21 protein-coding genes and 2 pseudogenes are annotated in these 19,009 nt (G+C 34.5%); 17 read left to right on the forward strand and 6 right to left on the reverse strand.

The window, feature by feature from the left end:
- Positions 1-282 precede the first annotated feature (282 nt).
- The 3 genes from NSS74_RS07165 to NSS74_RS07175 all read left to right on the forward strand — a co-directional run bounded on the left by NSS74_RS07165 (position 283) and on the right by NSS74_RS07175 (position 4,101).
- Positions 283-1,482 carry a multidrug effflux MFS transporter gene (locus tag NSS74_RS07165; protein ID WP_002142585.1) on the forward strand — a complete coding sequence of 400 codons (1,200 nt, stop codon included), beginning with the start codon at positions 283-285 and terminating at the stop codon, positions 1,480-1,482.
- 143 nt (positions 1,483-1,625) lie between these two features.
- Positions 1,626-2,174, forward strand: coding sequence for a hypothetical protein (locus NSS74_RS07170; protein WP_002033411.1), 549 nt, complete (start codon positions 1,626-1,628; stop codon positions 2,172-2,174).
- A gap of 535 nt (positions 2,175-2,709) precedes the next feature.
- Entirely contained in the window at positions 2,710-4,101 is a 1,392-nt protein-coding gene (locus NSS74_RS07175) for an amino acid permease (protein ID WP_340813335.1), read from the forward strand.
- 48 nt (positions 4,102-4,149) lie between these two features.
- Here the strand turns inward: NSS74_RS07175 and NSS74_RS07180 are convergent, their stop codons facing one another.
- Positions 4,150-5,169, reverse strand: coding sequence for a zinc-binding alcohol dehydrogenase family protein (locus NSS74_RS07180; RefSeq protein WP_002142584.1), 1,020 nt, complete (start codon positions 5,167-5,169; stop codon positions 4,150-4,152).
- A gap of 166 nt (positions 5,170-5,335) precedes the next feature.
- Here NSS74_RS07180 and NSS74_RS07185 point away from each other — a divergent pair, with 166 nt between their 5' ends.
- Together NSS74_RS07185 and aiiA are read left to right on the forward strand one after the other, a co-directional pair.
- Complete coding sequence (locus NSS74_RS07185; RefSeq protein WP_002033407.1) at positions 5,336-5,542, forward strand: hypothetical protein; 207 nt, start codon at positions 5,336-5,338, stop codon at positions 5,540-5,542.
- A 143-nt stretch (positions 5,543-5,685) separates the two neighbouring features.
- Positions 5,686-6,438 (forward strand): quorum-quenching N-acyl homoserine lactonase AiiA, encoded by a 753-nt coding sequence (gene aiiA, locus NSS74_RS07190; RefSeq protein WP_002033406.1) that lies wholly within the window; start codon positions 5,686-5,688, stop codon positions 6,436-6,438.
- Positions 6,439-6,479: 41 nt separating this feature from the next.
- Here the strand turns inward: aiiA and NSS74_RS07195 are convergent, their stop codons facing one another.
- From NSS74_RS07195 to NSS74_RS07205, 3 genes are all read right to left on the reverse strand, one after another.
- Positions 6,480-6,959: a hypothetical protein gene (locus NSS74_RS07195; RefSeq protein ID WP_002128384.1), complete on the reverse strand. Its 480-nt coding sequence runs from the start codon at positions 6,957-6,959 to the stop codon at positions 6,480-6,482.
- Positions 6,960-7,063: 104 nt separating this feature from the next.
- Positions 7,064-7,528, reverse strand: coding sequence for a DMT family transporter (locus tag NSS74_RS07200; protein WP_002014128.1), 465 nt, complete (start codon positions 7,526-7,528; stop codon positions 7,064-7,066).
- Positions 7,529-7,541: 13 nt separating this feature from the next.
- Complete coding sequence (locus NSS74_RS07205) at positions 7,542-7,964, reverse strand: DMT family transporter (protein ID WP_002142583.1); 423 nt, start codon at positions 7,962-7,964, stop codon at positions 7,542-7,544.
- A gap of 134 nt (positions 7,965-8,098) precedes the next feature.
- On the opposite strand from NSS74_RS07205, the gene yeiL reads away from it, so the two are divergent.
- From yeiL to NSS74_RS07230, 5 genes and pseudogenes are all read left to right on the forward strand, one after another.
- The gene (yeiL, locus tag NSS74_RS07210; RefSeq protein WP_002033401.1) at positions 8,099-8,791 is read left to right on the forward strand and encodes a transcriptional regulator YeiL; all 693 of its coding nucleotides are present in this window, start codon (positions 8,099-8,101) and stop codon (positions 8,789-8,791) included.
- Between the two features lie 13 nt (positions 8,792-8,804).
- The gene (locus NSS74_RS07215) at positions 8,805-9,158 is read left to right on the forward strand and encodes a glyoxalase superfamily protein (protein ID WP_002014124.1); all 354 of its coding nucleotides are present in this window, start codon (positions 8,805-8,807) and stop codon (positions 9,156-9,158) included.
- A gap of 42 nt (positions 9,159-9,200) precedes the next feature.
- A pseudogene (locus tag NSS74_RS07220) lies at positions 9,201-9,378 on the forward strand (metallophosphoesterase family protein); the annotation flags it as partial.
- A 131-nt stretch (positions 9,379-9,509) separates the two neighbouring features.
- Positions 9,510-10,544, forward strand: a pseudogene (locus NSS74_RS07225) (flavin-containing monooxygenase).
- A 296-nt stretch (positions 10,545-10,840) separates the two neighbouring features.
- Positions 10,841-11,089, forward strand: coding sequence for a hypothetical protein (locus NSS74_RS07230; protein WP_002087603.1), 249 nt, complete (start codon positions 10,841-10,843; stop codon positions 11,087-11,089).
- A gap of 48 nt (positions 11,090-11,137) precedes the next feature.
- Here the strand turns inward: NSS74_RS07230 and NSS74_RS07235 are convergent, their stop codons facing one another.
- Positions 11,138-12,175 (reverse strand): serine hydrolase domain-containing protein, encoded by a 1,038-nt coding sequence (locus tag NSS74_RS07235; RefSeq protein ID WP_002142580.1) that lies wholly within the window; start codon positions 12,173-12,175, stop codon positions 11,138-11,140.
- Positions 12,159-12,338 carry a hypothetical protein gene (locus NSS74_RS07240; RefSeq protein ID WP_002142579.1) on the reverse strand — a complete coding sequence of 60 codons (180 nt, stop codon included), beginning with the start codon at positions 12,336-12,338 and terminating at the stop codon, positions 12,159-12,161. Before NSS74_RS07240 ends, NSS74_RS07235 begins: the two co-directional genes overlap by 17 nt.
- Before the next feature lie 124 nt (positions 12,339-12,462).
- On the opposite strand from NSS74_RS07240, the gene NSS74_RS07245 reads away from it, so the two are divergent.
- From NSS74_RS07245 to NSS74_RS07275, 7 genes are all read left to right on the forward strand, one after another.
- Positions 12,463-12,744: a MazG nucleotide pyrophosphohydrolase domain-containing protein gene (locus NSS74_RS07245; protein ID WP_002142578.1), complete on the forward strand. Its 282-nt coding sequence runs from the start codon at positions 12,463-12,465 to the stop codon at positions 12,742-12,744.
- Between the two features lie 143 nt (positions 12,745-12,887).
- The gene (bla2, locus tag NSS74_RS07250) at positions 12,888-13,661 is read left to right on the forward strand and encodes a BcII family subclass B1 metallo-beta-lactamase (protein ID WP_002142577.1); all 774 of its coding nucleotides are present in this window, start codon (positions 12,888-12,890) and stop codon (positions 13,659-13,661) included.
- Between the two features lie 691 nt (positions 13,662-14,352).
- Positions 14,353-15,639 carry a hydroxylamine reductase gene (gene hcp / locus NSS74_RS07255; protein ID WP_002137545.1) on the forward strand — a complete coding sequence of 429 codons (1,287 nt, stop codon included), beginning with the start codon at positions 14,353-14,355 and terminating at the stop codon, positions 15,637-15,639.
- A gap of 582 nt (positions 15,640-16,221) precedes the next feature.
- On the forward strand, positions 16,222-16,542 hold the full coding sequence (locus NSS74_RS07260) for a PadR family transcriptional regulator (RefSeq protein ID WP_002128372.1): 321 nt from the start codon (positions 16,222-16,224) through the stop codon (positions 16,540-16,542).
- A gap of 75 nt (positions 16,543-16,617) precedes the next feature.
- Positions 16,618-16,959, forward strand: coding sequence for a DUF1048 domain-containing protein (locus tag NSS74_RS07265; RefSeq protein WP_002014108.1), 342 nt, complete (start codon positions 16,618-16,620; stop codon positions 16,957-16,959).
- A gap of 168 nt (positions 16,960-17,127) precedes the next feature.
- Positions 17,128-17,889, forward strand: a complete 762-nt coding sequence (locus NSS74_RS07270) for an ABC transporter ATP-binding protein (protein WP_002033389.1) — start codon at positions 17,128-17,130, stop codon at positions 17,887-17,889.
- Positions 17,890-18,639, forward strand: a complete 750-nt coding sequence (locus NSS74_RS07275) for an ABC transporter permease (protein WP_002033386.1) — start codon at positions 17,890-17,892, stop codon at positions 18,637-18,639. It begins immediately after the preceding gene.
- The last annotated feature ends 370 nt before the right edge of the window (positions 18,640-19,009 follow it).

The following is a 19,009-nucleotide window of genomic DNA, read 5'->3' on the forward strand; positions in this document are numbered from 1 at the left end:
TTTCAAATCGTATTAATTTTCCAAGAGAATTGAAAGGATATTCGTCTACTAACAAATATTCAGATTATGAACACTAGAAAACGAACACAACCTATCATATAATTGAAAGACTATATTTTAAAATCAATGTTAATATTACCCTCCTATAAGTATTAACATGCGTAATTGAGGTGTTTTCTTTGTTGTTTTATGATCGAATTTCTATAATGGCCCCTCCTGTTCCGTAGCTAAGGAAAGTCTATTCATTTCTGAGATTTTCAAAGTTATAGGAGGGTATTAAAAGTGAAAAAAGTCTCAGTACCATCACTTTGGTTAATGATCATTCTGGTGGCATTTCCGCAAATTAGTGAAACAATTTACACACCGTCTTTACCGGATATTTCAAAGGCGTTGCACGTAAGTAATAATGAGGTACAGTTAACGCTTAGTGTTTATTTTGCTGGATTTGCTTTAGGTGTATTTTTTATTGGATGGTTATCAGATATAATTGGTCGTCGCCCAGCAATGTTATTTGGAATTGTAGTATATGGCGCTGGAAGTTTCTTATGCTATATTGCAAATTCTATTGAATTTTTATTGTTTAGTCGTTTTATTCAAGCATTTGGAGCAAGTGCTGGTTCAGTTGTGACACAAACGATTCTTCGTGAAAGTGTAGAGGGGCATAAACGTCATGTTATGTTTGCTCAAATTTCGGCAGTCATTGCTTTTACACCAGCGATAGGTCCACTAATTGGGGGCTTTCTTGATCAAATGTTTGGATTTAAAATAGTATTTTTAAGTTTAGTTGTTATGAGTGTTGGGATTTTGTTATATACGTTTGTTTCGCTTCCGGAAACAAAAACGGACGCAATAACGGGTAAAATAAATGTATTTTCTGTATTAAAACGGTTGATTACAAATCCGAAAGTAGTAACGTATGGATTATTAATTGGAGGAGCGAATGGTGTTTTATTTAGCTACTATGCAGAAGCGCCGTTTATCTTTATTGAATACTTTCAGTTATCGCCTAGTATGTACGGATTTCTAGGAATTGTTGTTGCTTCCGCTTCTATTATTGGAGCGAAAGTTTCAAAGCGGTTACTTGCTACTTATAAACCAGAGAAAATTATATATATCGGTTGTCTTGTAATGATAGGGGGAGCTATCTTCTTAACTGTTATTAATTCATTTGGATCAAATCCAAACATAATATATATGATTGGATTTTTAGTAGCGATGTTTATATTGCTATTAGGAATTGGGGTAGCATTGCCTAACTGTTTAAGTTTAGCATTAGTAGATTTTCAAGATGTCATTGGTACAGCTGGAGCATTGTTTAGCTTAGGCTACTATGTAATTGTAACGATGACAATTTGGGGAATGAGTCAGCTTCATACGGGCTCGTTAATGGTGATGCCGCTTTATTTTCTGGCTATAGTAGTTATCATGATGGTATTTACTAAAGTGTTTATTTTAGGTAAACAAACTTCAAAAATGATTTAAATATGAAATTGTAAAAGAGTCTCATTTTTTAATGAGACTCTTTTATATTTTATGAAAATAACTATAGGTATGAATATGTAATTAATGTTAAAATACAACAAAATTGTATAGTTATAGTTATAGTTTTTAGGGAGGGTAAAAATATGTTAATGAATTTAGCATGCGCTCTACTAATCATTTCCGGACTTACAGTAGTTATACGAAAAACTTTCATTGTAAACCACTATCTTTGTAATTTAATGGCATTCTTTTGCGCTTATATGACAACATCTTCCTACGTATTAGAGCAACTTTCGTTAACAAAAACCATATTGATACTATGTTTGTTGCTGATAACTTTTATTCTTATATACTCATATTTCGAGATTAGAGGGCTCGCTTTTAACGATTATACGGTATTTAATCTACCTTCTAGCCGAGTGAATATATTAGTGAAAGACGGGTTAACCGAAGCGAGCATAGAATTTACATTGGATAAAAATAATATATATTTATCAGGATCTCCTGTTAAAATTCGAATATTGAATAGACCATTACATACAACTAATATTTTATTTAGAAAACGCCCAGAGGATATAAAGACAAAAATTAAAGGTATTATTAAGGAAAAGATAAAAGCTGAGGAGAAGAGTTTTCCTCTTTCCGGTGTATTGTTGATTGTTTTAAGTGCGGTTATATTTTTCTTAAAGTAGGAGATGGGAAAGAGAATTTTCAGCTGTGATAATGGGGTAATTAAGAGAAGTAGAAGTTAGTGACTTTGTAGTTCTACTAATATATTAAATTTCTGCGTGATACGTTAATCGCATGTGTAAGCAATTACAGTACAAACTATAAATAGTGAAGTATATACAGTATGAAACCGAGGTAGATAGGATCTCCTCGGTTATTTATATTGTAATAACATTTATACCGGAATCATATTGAATAGATGTATTTTATTGTTAATTTAGTTAAAAATTAATCAAACTAATATATAATAATTTACTGAAAAAATAATTGAACTTTTCAGATAAATGAATTAATATGAAGTGAGCAATTTTAAATTTTATAGAAAATAGGAAGATGAGGGGTTTTGGAAATTTTATAAGAGGCAAAATGAGATTTTAGGATAGCTTTAAAGTTAGTCTAAAATGACGTTTGTTTCATCATTTTCAGGGCCAAACAGGAATTAGGGTACACCATCTTACTTTAAATGCGGCTATGAATCATCTAAGAGGGGGAAATGAAGTGGCAAACAAAGAATTGAAACGAGGTTTAGAAGCACGTCATATTCAAATGATTGCTTTAGGCGGAACAATTGGTGTTGGTTTGTTTATGGGGTCAGCCAGCACGATTAAATGGACAGGTCCGTCAGTAATGCTTGCATATGCAAGCGCAGGTGTTTTCATCTTCTTCATTATGCGTGCCATGGGAGAAATGTTGTATATGGAGCCAAGCACAGGTTCATTTGCGACATTTGGTCACAAATATATTCATCCGTTAGCTGGTTATATGACAGCGTGGAGTAACTGGTTCCAGTGGGTTATTGTTGGGATGTCAGAGATTATCGCAGTTGGAGCGTATATGAAATATTGGTTCCCGGATTTACCCGCTTGGATACCTGGTATTATCGCGATGGTTATTCTTGGTGCGGCTAACTTAATTTCGGTTAAGTCATTTGGTGAATTTGAATTTTGGTTTGCGATGATTAAAATCGTTACGATTTTATTAATGATTATTGCCGGATTTGGCCTCATTTTCTTCGGAATTGGGAATGGAGGAGAAGCAATCGGCATATCTAATCTTTGGGCAAACGGCGGTTTCTTCACAGGTGGTTTTTCAGGATTTTTCTTTGCATTATCACTTGTAGTTGGGGCGTATCAAGGTGTGGAATTAATCGGGATTACTGCTGGTGAAGCGAAAGATCCGAAGAAGACACTTACTAGAGCAATTCAAAGTACAATTTGGCGTATTTTAATTTTCTATATTGGTGCTATTTTCGTTATTGTAACTGTTTATCCTTGGGATCAATTAAGTTCAATTGGTAGTCCGTTCGTAGCAACTTTTGCGAAAGTTGGTATTACGGCAGCTGCGGGACTTATTAACTTCGTTGTTATTACAGCCGCAATGTCTGGTTGTAACAGTGGTATTTATAGTGCTGGACGTATGCTTTATACACTAGGTGTAAATGGACAAGCACCGAAATACTTTACGAAGATCTCGAATAACGGTGTACCTTTATTCGGTACAGTTGGTGTAATTGTCGGTTTAGCGGTTGGTGTTGTTTTAAGTTATATTGCACCAAAAAACTTATTCGTATATGTATATAGTGCGAGTGTACTTCCAGGTATGGTGCCATGGTTTGTCATTTTAATTAGTCAAATTCGTTTTAGAAAAGAAAAGGGAGCAGAGATGAAAGATCATCCATTCAAAATGCCATTTGCTCCTGTTACAAACTATTTGACAATTGCCTTTTTAATTATGGTATTAATCGGAATGTGGTTTAACGATGATACGCGTATTTCATTAGTTGTAGGTATTGTTTTCTTAGCTATCGTCACAATTAGTTTCTATGCTTTCGGAATAGGGAAACGACCTCCGTTAGACGTTCAAAATGATCAAGAGATTTCAAGTAAATAAAGTTAGTAAAAAGTCCGATTTCTCGTTTAGAAATCGGACTTTTTATTATTAAAATTTCTCTACAACGATCTTTCCAATTGTACGCCCACTTTCAAGTTGTGCATGTGCTTTCTTTATGTTTTCAGCGTTAATTGGTGTGAATGTTTCATTTAATGTAGTCTTTAAAATGCCTTCATCTAATAGCTCACTTACTTTATTTAATAGTTCGTGCTGCGTACTCATATCACCAGTTTCATACATCGCTTTTGTAAACATAAACTCCCAAACGAATGTGGCACTTTTATTTTTTAAAATCCCCATCTCAAGAGGGTGCTCATTTTCTACGATAGAGCAAATTTTTCCTTGTGGTTTAATGATGTCACCCATCGCATGCCAATGCTGATCAGTATTGTTTAAGCAGAAGATATAATCTACATCTTTTAGCCCAAATTCTAATATTTGATCTTTTAAAGGTTGGTGATGATTAACTATATAATCGGCACCGAATTTTTCCACCCAGTGTATAGTTTCGTTGCGGGATGCGGTTGCGATTACGTTTAGTCCAGCCCATTTAGCTAACTGAATAGCAATCGAGCCAACACCACCAGCTCCGCCGATAATTAAAATGTTTTTAAATGAATTTTCATCTTTCTTATTATAATCAATCCCTAAACGTTCAAACAAACCTTCCCATGCGGTAATGGCTGTTAAAGGAAGTGCTGCAGATTCAGCATCACTTAACGTTTTTGGTTTTTTACCAACAATTCTTTCATCAACTAAATGGTATTCACTGTATGTACCTTGCCTTGTAATGCTTCCAGCGTAAAACACTTCATCGCCTTCTTTAAATAACGTACAACCATCACCAGCTTGTATAACAACACCACTAGCATCCCAGCCAAGTATTTTTGCTATATCTTCTTTTTTATCTTTCGGAGATCGAACTTTTGTATCAACTGGATTAACGGAAATAGCGTTAATCTTTACAAGTATATCTCTTCCTGTGGCAACAGGTCTTTCAACTTCAATATCAATTAAACTGTTTTCTTCTTCAATAGGTAAGTATTCATGTAAACCAATTGCTTTCATTTTTATTCCCTCCATTAAAGTAAGAGTCTTTTTCTCTTTTATTATAGATGCAGAAAGGTTGTTATGTAAAAAAGTACACTCATTTTTAGACTGTCATTTGATTGGTTTTAAAATTCTGACAAAAAATATATAATTAGTATAGAAAATAATGCGAGGTGAATGACTAATGACCGCAAAAATAAGAAAAAGTGATTATGTAATCGTAATGGCAATTATTATAATGTATTCGTTAATTGGTCACGTATTAAATTTAGATATCTTAAAAGTGATGGCTATTCAACAAAATGGAGTTAGTATTAGTTTTGTAGGTATTGCTATATGTTATATCACAGCTAGGTTATTGTTTTTTTGCTATTCGGAAATGAAAAAATGATAAGTAATGCTGTAATGAAGAAATTGTGAACAACCTAAAAATAATAGTTGAAACAATGGAAGAAGAGAAGGAGTTTATTTCTAGTAGGAAGAATTTTTTACTGTATTGTTTTATTCAAAACTAAATGTAAAGGTGGATACATAATGACGGTAAAGAAGCTTTATTTCGTACCAGCTGGTCGTTGTATGTTAGATCATTCCTCTGTTAATAGTACGCTCACACCGGGGGATTTATTGAACTTACCTGTATGGTGCTATTTGTTGGAGACAGAAGAGGGGCCTATTTTAGTAGATACAGGTATGCCAGAAAGTGCGGTTAATAACGAAGATCTTTTTAACGGTACATTTGTTGAAGGACATATTTTACCGAAAATGACTGAAGAAGATAGAATCATAAATATTTTAAAACGCGTTGGATATGAACCGGAAGACCTTCTTTATATTATTAGTTCCCACTTGCATTTTGATCATGCAGGAGGAAATGGTGCTTTTACAAATACACCGATTATTGTGCAGCGTGCTGAATATGAGGCGGCACAATATAGTGAAGAATATATGAAAGAATGTATATTGCCGAATTTGAAATACAAGATCATTGAAGGGGATTATGAAGTTGTACCAGGAGTTCAATTATTGTATACACCAGGACATACTCCGGGGCATCAATCGCTATTAATTGAGACAGAAAAATCCGGTCCTGTGTTATTAACGATTGATGCATCTTATACGAAAGAAAATTTTGAAGATGAAGTGCCGTTCGCTGGATTTGATTCGGAATTAGCTTTATCTTCAATTAAACGCTTAAAAGAAGTTGTTAGGAAAGAGAACCCAATTGTTTTCTTTGGACATGATATAGAGCAGGAAAAGAGTTGTAAAGTGTTCCCTGAATATATATAAATAGAAAAAGTCATGGGCCTAGTAGCTCATGACTTTTTCTATTAAATAACCTTTTTAAATAAGTTATATACTTTTTTTGAATTACCTTCATTTAATTGATAATAAGTAAGGTCTACGTCATCAGGAGTGTTTTGATGGGCAATCATAACTTCACTACTGTTGTTATCTACTATCCAAATTAAATATTGTTTATAAGTTCCATCTTGGAAAGTAATCCACATGTTACAATCTACTAAATCAGAACCTTCTTCATCTAGCGTTAAATCGCCTTTTTTTGCTGTATCCATACTGTTAATGAATGTTTTTAATTCATCTGTTTTTGTAAGGAAGATAGATTTTTTTGTCTTAAGCGACTCTACATGTATATCTTTTATTTCCTGTTTTCCTAAAAAAACAGGAGGTGCATTTGGGTCTCTTTGAGTTGAAATAATAGTAGCTTTCTTCTTTGGTTTACTTGCTGTATAGAGATCTTGAATAGATTTTCCAGAGTTTAAAAACCATACGGTTCCAAAAACAATCAATGCGCTACCTATCAATAAAATGATTTTCTTAATAGGGTATTCTCCTCTCTATGGCTTCATGTGAAGAGCTTTTCTATTAATATATGATAGGTAAGCGTAAAGTATTATAGTTGAACGTGGTTATGCTTCACGGTTTTTATAGGGCGATCAACGAGTAAATTGTAAGTGAGCCCTATTAATACGAGAATTCCACCGATAATTTTTCCGGTTGATAGTTCGTGTGACAGGAAGAAATCGATGATAGTCCCCGTAAACAATTGTCCGATAAAGATGAGTAACGTTAAATAAAATGCTGATATTTTAGGAGTAATATAGTTTGATAATGAGATAACGATAACGCCTACTAATCCGCCTAAGTATACAGCGATAGGTATGGATTGTAACGTATGGCTAGAAATATACAACGAATCTGAACTAAAAATTAAAAATAACATGGAGAAAAATAATCCAGTAATATAGTTGAAAAATGTGCCTTCCCAATTTCCAATTTCCTTTGCTAAATTCGCGTTAATAATTCTAGCAACAACGATAGAAACACCAGCTAAAATAGCGATACAAATATATAACATTTTCTTACCTCCATTAATAAATTGTCATGACTATAATTCCAAAAGAGATGAATAATAATCCAATTAATTTTTTCTTATCAAACTTCGAAACTTTCATTCCTAATAAACCGAAATGATCAATAACTATGGAAGCGATGGATTGACCAAGTAAGCTTAATGCAATCGTAATAGAGGCACCAAGAGCAGAGAAACTTATATTATTAAAAAGAACAGTGAATACTCCAATTGCCCCAGCGCTATATAAAAAAAGTGGAATACCTTTATCAAAATGGAGTTTATTTTTGTTAAGGATTAAAACGAAAATAACTGCAATTAAACCGACAAGGTGAATGACAACGCTCGCTGTGTACTTGCCAATTAACTCAGATAATATCCCATTCAATGGGAGCATAATGGCAATAAGCACACCAATAAAGACAGAAAGAAAGTTATACAATGTAATATCCCCTTTTTATATTTCATATTTGTAATGACTGTATCATGCTGAAATTGTGTATTACTATGACATATGTCATAGTGAAAGAAGAAAATTTTGTTTACAATTGGGATGAGTTGTAAAGGTGGGGGACTATGAAGAAAGTATGTAATTCTAATAAATTAGCAGAGTATATGAAACAAAATAATATTGATTCATTTTTTAGTAGTGATATGAAACCATATATGGAACTTATATTTTTTAAAAAGAATGAGTTCATTTGCAGAGAAAACGAAGAGATAGATTATTTATATTTCTTTGTTGAAGGAAAAGCGAAAGCGTTTAACACATTAAGTAACGGGAAATCTGTATTATTATGTTTTTATGACAGTTTGCAGTTGCTAGGAGATGTAGAGTTAATTCACTCTCAAAGAATCAATTCAAACGTACAAGTTATGGCAGACTCATATTGTGTTGGGCTACCTTTAGGGAAAGTGAGAAACCAATTATTTCATGATGCGAAATTTTTAAGATGTATTTGCGGTTCTTTAGCCCATAAATTAAATCGACTTTCAAAAAATAGTACAATTAATTTACTGTATCCACTTGAAAATCGACTTGCGAGTTACATGTTAGCAGCAGGGGAACGGGCGGTTCAGCACGGAAATAGAATTGTGTTTAGTGGGAATTTAACGGAAATAGCTGAATTGTTAGGGACGAGTTATCGGCATTTATTACGTACATTAAATGTTTTTTGTGATAAAGAAATTATAAAGAAAAATAATGGTTGCTTTGAAGTGATGAATGTAGATGTTTTGCGGGAATTGGCGGCGGATGTTTATAAATAGGAGGGTATTATAAATGATTACACCTATATTTAGAATTTTTGATATTGAAAAGGCTCAGTTATTTTACTTGAATTTTTTAGGGTTTAAACTGGATTGGGAACATCGGTATGAGGAAAATATGCCATTATATATGCAAATTTCGTTAAATGATACTGTAATACATCTATCTGAACATCATGGGGATGCTTCACCAGGCGGTGCAATTCGTGTGAAAATAGAGGATTTAAAAAGTTATTATGCTATTTTATCAAGTAAAGATTATGCGTATTCAAAACCTGATATAGAGAGAACACCTTGGGATACAATTGAATTAACTGTGATTGATCCGTTCTCAAATAGAATTACATTTTATGAGGAAAGGGTTTAGAAATTGAGGTGTTATAAATAATTTATCAAAGTAGGGGTTACAATGAAGAGAAAAATAGCGATGATTTCAGATATTCATGGGAATAGTCACGCTTTAAAGGCGGTATTAAAAGATATTCGAAATGATAATAAATTTAGGTGATAGTGTGTATGGGCCGTTAGATCCTTTGGGGACAATTGAAATATTAATGAGTAACGAGATGATACATATTAAGGGGAGTTTACTTTATAGTGAACTGCTCTTTTTTATTTTGGATAGATATTGAATTATAAAAAAATAAAATGTTATGATTATGGAAACGTATGAACATATGAACATGTATTCATGTGTTTGTGAGAAGGAGGAATTGGAGTGAAAGATATAATTATCGTTGGAGCTGGTCAAGCTGGATTAACAATGGGATACTACTTGAATCAGGAAGGATATAGTTTCTTATTACTTGAGGCGGGAAACCGAATTGGCGATTCTTGGAGAGACCGCTATGATTCTTTGCAGCTCTTCACACCAAGGGAATATAGTAGTTTACCAGGTATGATATTAAAAGGAGAAGGGAATGGATTTCCATATAAAGATGAAATTGCAATTTATTTAGAAGAATATGCAAGGTATTTTTAATTGCCGGTACAATTACAGACTCAAGTTTTAAAAATAAGAAAAGAGAAAGAAATATTTGAATTACACACTCCTACAGAAATTTTACAATCGAAAAAAGTTATTATCGCATCAGGTGGTTTTCAGCAACCATTCATCCCCTCATTTTCACAACATCTTTCATCACATATTTTTCAAATACATTCATCACAATATAAATCACCATTACAAATTCCAAAGGGAAAAGTACTTGTAGTAGGTGGTGGGAATTCAGGCATGCAAATAGCAGTAGAACTTGCAAAAACTCATGAAGTTACAATGTCTATAAGTCATCCGTTAACCTTTTTACCGTTATATCTTTTTAGAAAAAGCATTTTTAATTGGTTAGAAAAAATGGGTTTATTGTATGCCGAAATACATACAAAGAGAGGAAGGTGGTTTCAGAAGCGAAAGGATCCCATTTTTGGTTTTGAAGGTAAGGAACTTATTCGTAGTGGAGCAATAAAACTACAGGGAAAAGTGGTAAGTGCATCAGGAAATAATATTATGTTTCAGAATGGTGGCACGTATAGTGCACAAAGTATTATATGGTCAACTGGTTTTGTTCAAGATTATAAATGGATTGAAATAGAAAAGGCAGTGAGTATGAATGGATTTCCTAATCATACAAAGGGAATGAGTCCAGTAAGAGGATTGTATTATATTGGACTGTCGTGGCAATCTCAAAGGGGTTCTGCGCTTATTTGTGGTGTAGGAAAGGATGCGGTGTATTTGCTTTCTGAAATCAAAAAATAGATCAGTAGCAACAGCTACTGATCATCCATATGTACATGAATTAGGAGAGGTCAAACATTTCAAACGTTTATTAGCTTTAGTATAATAGATTTTCATGAAATAAAAAACTGAAAATTGTAATTTTTTGTTGAGAAAGTTTTTTGTATCGAAATATATAAAAAAACGGGGATTTTTATTGAAAGAAAATATGATATTTATATTTTAGTAAATTATGATATAGTCTATATAAGATTCTTTTCCTTAAATTAGGTTTTTTGTATAGTAATTACATTCGCAGTTGGAAAGGGGAAAAAATTGTGAAGTTTGATGATCAACGTCTACTAGGAATACGATTAGGTTCTGTACTCATAACAGAAGAAAATCAATATTTAGTAATTAAGAAGAAAGATCATTATGCACTATTAAACATACATAATTTAGAATGCACACATGTCGAAGTGCAGCTAGAGCATATTGAAGAACTGCTGCATGAAGATTTCCAAGAAAGTATAACGGAAATTATCGCACCAGAACATATTAAAATTGTGGTGAAAAATGTTATATAAAGAAAGAAGCTGGGATAATCAGCTTCTTTCTTTGTTTTACTTCGTTAATTATAAGGATAACATTTTTAAAATCTCACCAATAATCCCATCCTTTTGATGAACACCTAAATCCGAGTTCGTCATAATAACAGCGCCATTACCTCGGTATGGATTACATACCATCATACATTGAAATCCAACACCCCAGCCAAGTGAATGGATTTGTAAGTCTTCATTAGAATACTCTAGAAAAACACCTAACCCAGTCCATTTGGTGCATCCTTGAGGAGAAATCATATCTTGTACTGTTTTTTGAGAAAGTTCCAGTTTGCTATTTCCCTGTAAGGACTGAATGATTTCAATAATTAAAGTTGATAAGTCAGTTGGTGTTGTCCAAATGCCTGAAGCTGCTGCGAATGGATAAAATGGATACTTCTCATTTGTTACAGTTCCATCTTTATTATGCCCGCAAGCAAAAGCATCGGTTTTATCTATGTCTTCGGGAGAGAAGAGTGTACTATTTTTCATTTGTAGTGGCTGAAAAATAAATTCTTCAAGTAAAAGGTTGAACGATTTCCCAGTAATATCTTCAAGTAGTTGTTCGATAATACAAAAATTTGCGTCAGAGTAGTGGAATTGGCTTTCTGGTGCATAAGTTACTTCTATAGGTACTGGGCAATATAATGTTTTACCAGCAAGGAGCTCATCCATTTTAGGTAGTTCTTGTGCAAGTGTATAATGTTCAAAACTATTGGGAGGATCAATGATTCCAGATTGGTGACTTAATAAGTTTCGCAGCGTTACTTTTTTCTGTGAAGTAAATAGATTGGTAGGGATGTTCCAAGATGTGAGTCTATCATTTACGTCTTCATCTAAATGTACGATTCCTTGATCTGATAACGTTAGTACAAGCATTGAAGTGATGAATTTGCTAATAGAACAAGAATTGAATATGGAATTCGTAGTGACAGTTCTAGTTGTTCCAGATTCAAGTGTTCCGAAAGCAGTAGCTTCATCAAGTTTACCGTCACGTATAACGGCAAAGCTTAACCCTGCAACAGAATATTGGTTCATTTTCTCATAGATATTGTTACTTTTTAAGTTCATAGTGACTCCTTTCTTTTAAAGACAGAATATTAACTTTATCAGGCACACGGCGTTCATTGAATCCTGATAAGAGCCAAGTGTATTGTTTTACTCCGATGAAATAAGCTAATGCAAATGAAATGATTGCTAGTATGAATAATGATGGGGAAGCGAAGAGAGTCATTAAAAGCACCTCCGTTAAAGGGCTATAAATAAATTATAGTATGAATGTTATAATTTAACAAAATACTTTTTTGATTTTAAGTGTAATAGAAAAATGGAGTATTTGTGATGAGGGGAGATTAAGTATGAATATTGTGGAATTCCAGAGATATGTATTAAATTTCAGTAAAGAAAAAGGATTTCAAGATACAACAATTGAAGAGCGTACGATGTATGTGATGGCGGAATTAGGTGAATTAGCGGAAGGTATATTAAAGCGTGATAAAATACAAGATTCGAAAAGAGAAATTGGTTTAGAAATGTTTGATGTAATTTGGAACATATGTGATTTAGCAAACAAGTTAGAAATTGATTTAGAGAAGGCGTTTGAAGAAAAAATGATGATTAATAAAAAACGTGAATGGTAAAAGGAAGGTTAAAAAGCGCACAAAATTTTGTGCGCTTTTTATTAATGGTATGAAAAATATGTAAAAAAAGATGGAACAAACATTTGAGACGAATTGTCTAATATAGGAAATAACTATTTAGTTTGAAAGAAAGGGTGGAGAAAATGAAAAAGAATATATTATTAAAAGTAGGGGTATGTGTTAGTTTACTAGGAACAATTCAATTTGTTAGCACAATTTCTTCTGTGAAAGCGGAACAAAAGCTAGAGCAAAAAGTAATAAAGAATGAGACAGGAACTATTTCAATTTCTCAGTTAAACAAAAATGTATGGGTTCATACTGAGTTAGGTTATTTTAATGGAGTAGCAGTTCCTTCGAACGGTCTAGTTCTTACTACTTCTAAAGGGTTAGTGCTTGTCGATTCTTCTTGGGATGATAAGTTAACGAAGGAATTAATAGAGATGGTAGAAAAGAAATTTAAGAAGCGCGTAACGGATGTTATTATTACACATGCGCATGCTGATCGAATTGGCGGAATTAAAACGTTGAAAGAAAGAGGCATTAAAGCGCATAGTACAGTACTAACTGCGGAACTAGCAAAGAAAAATGGATATGAAGAGCCACTTGGAGACTTACAAACAATTACGAATATGAAGTTTGGAAATATAAAAGTAGAAACGTTCTATCCAGGGAAAGGGCATACAGAAGATAATATTGTCGTATGGTTACCGCAATACAACATTTTAGCTGGAGGCTGTTTAGTGAAATCTGCGGAAGCTAAAGATTTAGGGAATGTTGCTGATGCATATGTAAATGAATGGTCGATATCGATTGAGAATGTGTTGAACCGATATGGAAATATGAACTTAGTAGTGCCTGGTCATGGAGAAGTAGGGGACAGAGGATTACTTTTACATACATTGGATTTGTTGAAATAAGAAACTGTGGGAATATAAAAGCGAGGAGAAACAATTTTCTCCTCGCTTTCTTCTAACTATATTTAAATGCGAAGCTATCAATTATGCCTGCATATGTTACTGAGATTTTAATTCTAAATATACAAATACTAGTACCGTCATAATTGCTATAATAACGTAAGTAACATCAAGCATTATAAGTGTCTTTAATGTTTCAGTCATCCTAATTCACCCCTGTTATAAAAATATAACATGACCTCTTATCAATTAAATAAGAGATCATAAAGATAACAATGTACATGAAATTTCTTAAGTAGTTTCTATATAAATATATCATATAAATAATGTAAAAAATGTTAAGATGGTGTAAATGTATTGTAAATAAAGAGGTTTCCTATAAAATCTTTAATCAAAAAATTGATAGTTCTTCAAAATGAAAAAACGCTATTCTTTCTGTTGAATGATAGAAAGAATAGTGTTGTTGTATGCTTATTAGTTGCTAATAGTTCTCTAAATCAATTATCTAGCTATTTGAAGGCATCAACAAAGGTGTCCATTTTTCTGTATGTTTTTTAGTGTCAGTAAAAATATTATGTCAACAATATGAACTGTCACAAATTTATATATATTATTGTGATTGATATCACATCCTTTTTTCCTAATGGGTATTATGCTTAATTTGTAATGAATGATTGGGAGAGGGTGGGATGATATGTTTTGTTATCAATGTGAACAAACGCCAACAGGCGGATGTAAAGTGATGGGTGTTTGTGGTAAGAATGAAACAATTGCAAGTTTACAAGATACGATTGTGTTTGGATTAAAAGGAATAGCGGCTTATCGTACGCATGCTGCGCAGCTAGGGTATACAGATGCATTTGTAGATGCTACAACTCAAGAAGCGCTATATATGACATTAACAAATTCTAACTTTAATGAACAAGAACATATTGATATGGCTATGAAAGTAGGGAAATCGGCTTTACGAGTAATGGAGTTATTAGATGAGGCACATACGAATCACTTTGGTGTTCCGGAGCCTGTTCAAATTACGCAGAACCATGTAGAAGGTAAGGCAATTGTAGTTACTGGTCATAATTTATTTGCATTAGAAGAGTTATTAAAGCAAACAGAAGGAAAAGAAATTAATATTTATACGCATTCTGAAATGCTACCAGCACACGGATATCCACAACTGAAAAAATATAAACATTTAAAAGGAAACATCGGTAAGGCATGGTATGATCAACGACGCCTTTTCGAAAAATTTACAGGTGCCATATTAGCTACAACGAACTGTGTTATGCCAATTAAAGGATCATACTCTGATCGATTCTTTTCATATGATATTGCAGGTTTAGAGGGTGTACAAAAAATTGAAAATGATGATTTTGCACCATTGATTCAAAAAGCGCTTGAACTTCCAGAAGTACATATGGAGTCGGATGAGCAGTTAGTAACAGGGTTTCATCATAATACAGTATTATCATTAGCTCCGGAAATTATTAATGCAGTAAAAGAAGGAAAGATTAAGCGTTTCTTTGTCATCGCAGGTTGTGATGCTCCGGGAAAAGGCGGAGAATATTATCGTGAATTAGCAACGTCACTTCCGCCAGAAACGGTTATTTTAACAACTTCTTGCGGGAAATTCCGTTTTAATGATGTGAGTTATGGTGTTGTGCCCGGTACGGAGATTCCACGTTACATTGACTTAGGACAATGTAATAATTCAATTTCTACAGTGAAAATAGCGGCCGCTTTAGCAGATGCTTTCCAATGTGAAGTGAATGAATTGCCAGTGAGTATTGTTCTATCATGGTTTGAACAAAAAGCGGTTGCCATTTTACTTGGGCTATTTAGTCTTGGTATTCAAGATATTCGCATTGGTCCAAAGGCACCTGAATTTATTTCACCTGGTGTGCTTGATGTATTACAAGAGACATTCGGTTTAAAACTAATTACAACCGCAGCAGAAGATATGAATATGATGTTATCGTAACAAAAAGGATGTCCTATATGTAGAGTTGACTTTATAAAGAGTTTGTATGTATTCGCAAGCTCATGTATTAGATGCACAGGTGCATTAGTAGAAGAACAAAAAAATGATCCGTCTTTTTAATAAGGAGAGCTATCCACATTCATTAACTTCGGAATATTATAACGCCCAAAATAAAAATGCGGAATTTTTGTTTTGGGTATTTCCTTTTCTTAGCTGGATAGGTATGTGGTGAGATTTCTTAAGAAGAAAATAGGCAGTATCCAATAGATAATAGCGGATTTAAGAAAAAATTTAAAAATCGAGTTGACATTCTATCTACATAGTCATACAATGTAGTGGTAATGAGTAATACTGAATAGCGTAGTTTTTAAAAATATATTCAGTATCCAATAGGCAAAAGCGGATTTAAGAAAAAATTTAAAAATCGAGTTGACATTCCATCTACTTAGTCGTACAATGTAGTTGTAATAAGTAATACTGAATAGTGAGGTTTCTCAAAAGCTATTCAGTAAAAATTAGCCTTAGTACTCTGTGATACTGAATATAAGTCAGACAGAATAGGGGGTAAAGGAGGATCAGAATATGGAAAATTTAACTGAAATGCTGAAAGGTTCGCTGGAAGGATGTGTTCTGGAAATCATTAGCCGCCGTGAAACTTATGGCTATGAGATTACCCGCCACCTGAATGAGCTTGGGTTTACTGAAGTCGTGGAAGGAACGGTCTATACCATCCTTGTGCGATTAGAGAAGAAAAAACTTGTGAATATTGAAAAGAAACCGTCAGACATGGGGCCGCCTCGCAAGTTTTATTCACTAAATGAGGATGGCCGTCAGGAGCTTGAATTATTTTGGAGAAAATGGGATTTTGTATCATCAAAAATTAACGTCTTGAAGTCAAACTAGCCTCATAAGATTAAATATTCGGCCGATATTTTGGGAGTTTCTTGTTCTGCTTTATAAAAAAGGAGGAAAAATAATATGTTGGAAATGTTCAAAAAATTAATTGGTGATAAAAAAGAGTACAAAATGATGATGGCACGGGTTGGAGCTCTGCCAGAGGACTATCAGTTTGTGTTTAAGAAAATTCAAAACTACATGTGGAATTTCTCAGCTGGTAACGGGATGGATATGCTACACATACAGTATGAATTAATCGATTTGTTTGAAGCCGGTGCGGCGGAAGGCAGACAAGTGCTTGAAATCACTGGGGAGGACGTGGCATCCTTTGCTGACGAACTAGTGGCAAATGCTAAAACTTATGTTTCCAAGTATCGTGAAGATTTGAATGAAAGTATCATGAAACAATTGAGAAAAAAATAAATGCAACAGGTAATACCGACTGATTAGCTGGTTACAAATGTGAATTGACGCCATTGCTATTCAGTTATATTTTTAAATCAGTACTAAGTAATACAGATTATCAGTAATACTAAATAGAGGGTGTAGGCAGTCTATCTTTACAAAACATTTTTTAAGGAGGAAAAAAGCATGACCAATACAGCGATTTCTGTAAAAGGATTAAAAAAATCCTTTAAAGATAAGGAAGTGTTAAAAGGGGTAGATTTTGAAGTGCAGCGTGGCTCCATTTTCGCACTGCTGGGCTCAAATGGAGCGGGCAAGACGACGATAGTCAATATCCTCTCGACGCTGATGAAGCAAGATGGCGGCGAAGTAGGTATTTGTGGTTTTGACGTTCAGCGTCAACCGGATCATGTTCGTCAAAGTATCAGTCTGACAGGGCAGTTTGCAGCTTTAGACGGTATGCTCACGGGGAGAGAGAACTTGATAATGATTGCCAATTTGCGTGGAGTTTCTAGTCCTGCTCAAGTCGCTGATAATTTGCTTGCAAGATTCAGCCTGACTGATGCAGCCAACCAGAGGGCAGACCAGTACTCAGGTGGGATGAAGCGCCGGCTTGATATCGCCATGAGCTTGATTGGGACGCCAGCAGTCATTTTTCTCGATGAACCGACGACAGGGCTTGACCCCGAAGCGCGTATTGAAGTGTGGGATACCGTCAAGGAACTTGCCGGCGGCGGCACAACCATCTTGCTCACGACCCAGTACCTCGAGGAAGCCGAACAACTGGCGGACCGTATCGCTATCTTGCATGGCGGAAAAATTATTAAGACTGGTACTCTTACAGAACTTAAAGAGATGTTCCCGCCAACAAAAGTGGAGTATATCGAAAAGCAGCCGACATTGGAAGAAATTTTCCTTGCGATCATTGGCAAAAAGGAGGAGATGTAAATGAAGAGCAAAACAGGGGTATTATTAGGGCGCTTAATGCGCAACATTATGCGCAGTCCAGATACAATTATTACGGTAGCGATTACGCCGATTATGATGATGCTGTTGTTTGTCTACGTATTTGGCGGCGCCATAAAGACAGGAACGGATAACTACGTCAATTATTTATTGCCGGGAATCTTGCTGATGGCTATCGCATCCGGTGTCGCTTACACTTCCGTACGGTTGTTTACGGATGTAAAGAGCGGGCTGATGGCACGTTTCATTACTATGCCTATCAAGCGTTCGTCGGTATTATGGGCTCACGTATTAACATCACTTGTTGCTAATGTGCTTACTATCGTGGTGGTTATCCTTGTTGCGCTCTTAATGGGCTTCCGTTCCAGTGCTAATATTCTGGATTGGCTCGCGGTAGCTGGAATACTCGGGATGTTTACGCTGGCGCTGACATGGCTGGCTATCATTCCTGGGTTGACAGCGAAGTCTATGGAAGGGGCGACAGCCTACTCGTACCCACTAATTTTTCTGCCCTTTATTAGTTCGGCCTTTGTTCCTACCGAAACTATGCCAAAAATTGTTCGTGCGTTCGCTGAAAACCAGCCTGTGACTTCAATCGTGAATGCGATTCGTGCCCTCTTATATGAAGAGGCTGTTGGCAACGATATTTGGATTGCACTTGCTTGGTGTGTGGGCATTATGGTTATCGCTTACTTCTTCGCCGGCAAAGCATTTAAACGTCAGTTAGGGTAACACCACCAGTTAATGGCAACTAAATCTTCTGGAATAATATATATATGGGAAAATGGATTTAAATCACATTAATCTTAGTTATTGCTATAATTGTTAGTATTCTTACTGGTTATACAGTTGGTACGTAAGTAGGCTCAGACGTTGAGAAAAAGCAGACTGAGAGAGTTAAAAGGGAAGAGATAATATTTTGACCTCAATTCTAATTGCCATATAATAAATGCAATTTTTATACATGAAAAGCCCACCTGTTTCCGTAGGTGGGCTATATCTTTATTACACAATTCGAAAGTATACTCTCTTTTTCTAAGTATGTAATTATGCATATTTAGAAAAAACTACACTTAATAAATATTACATATAGTAAATGGAA

The sequence above is a fragment of the Bacillus sp. FSL E2-8868 genome (assembly GCF_038005505.1).
Taxonomy (GTDB): domain Bacteria; phylum Bacillota; class Bacilli; order Bacillales; family Bacillaceae_G; genus Bacillus_A; species Bacillus_A mycoides.

Excerpts from the sequence above, each read along its gene's own strand:
- NSS74_RS07170 (WP_002033411.1), top strand. The coding sequence starts at position 1,626 with ATGTTAATGAATTTAGCATGCGCTCTACTAATCATTTCCGGACTTACA.
- NSS74_RS07180 (WP_002142584.1), bottom strand. The coding sequence starts at position 5,169 with ATGAAAGCAATTGGTTTACATGAATACTTACCTATTGAAGAAGAAAAC.
- NSS74_RS07185 (WP_002033407.1), top strand. The coding sequence starts at position 5,336 with ATGACCGCAAAAATAAGAAAAAGTGATTATGTAATCGTAATGGCAATT.
- aiiA (WP_002033406.1), top strand. The coding sequence starts at position 5,686 with ATGACGGTAAAGAAGCTTTATTTCGTACCAGCTGGTCGTTGTATGTTA.
- NSS74_RS07200 (WP_002014128.1), bottom strand. The coding sequence starts at position 7,528 with ATGTTATATATTTGTATCGCTATTTTAGCTGGTGTTTCTATCGTTGTT.
- yeiL (WP_002033401.1), top strand. The coding sequence starts at position 8,099 with ATGAAGAAAGTATGTAATTCTAATAAATTAGCAGAGTATATGAAACAA.
- NSS74_RS07215 (WP_002014124.1), top strand. The coding sequence starts at position 8,805 with ATGATTACACCTATATTTAGAATTTTTGATATTGAAAAGGCTCAGTTA.
- NSS74_RS07235 (WP_002142580.1), bottom strand. The coding sequence starts at position 12,175 with ATGAACTTAAAAAGTAACAATATCTATGAGAAAATGAACCAATATTCT.
- NSS74_RS07240 (WP_002142579.1), bottom strand. The coding sequence starts at position 12,338 with ATGACTCTCTTCGCTTCCCCATCATTATTCATACTAGCAATCATTTCA.
- NSS74_RS07245 (WP_002142578.1), top strand. The coding sequence starts at position 12,463 with ATGAATATTGTGGAATTCCAGAGATATGTATTAAATTTCAGTAAAGAA.
- bla2 (WP_002142577.1), top strand. The coding sequence starts at position 12,888 with ATGAAAAAGAATATATTATTAAAAGTAGGGGTATGTGTTAGTTTACTA.
- hcp (WP_002137545.1), top strand. The coding sequence starts at position 14,353 with ATGTTTTGTTATCAATGTGAACAAACGCCAACAGGCGGATGTAAAGTG.
- NSS74_RS07260 (WP_002128372.1), top strand. The coding sequence starts at position 16,222 with ATGGAAAATTTAACTGAAATGCTGAAAGGTTCGCTGGAAGGATGTGTT.
- NSS74_RS07265 (WP_002014108.1), top strand. The coding sequence starts at position 16,618 with ATGTTGGAAATGTTCAAAAAATTAATTGGTGATAAAAAAGAGTACAAA.
- NSS74_RS07270 (WP_002033389.1), top strand. The coding sequence starts at position 17,128 with ATGACCAATACAGCGATTTCTGTAAAAGGATTAAAAAAATCCTTTAAA.
- NSS74_RS07275 (WP_002033386.1), top strand. The coding sequence starts at position 17,890 with ATGAAGAGCAAAACAGGGGTATTATTAGGGCGCTTAATGCGCAACATT.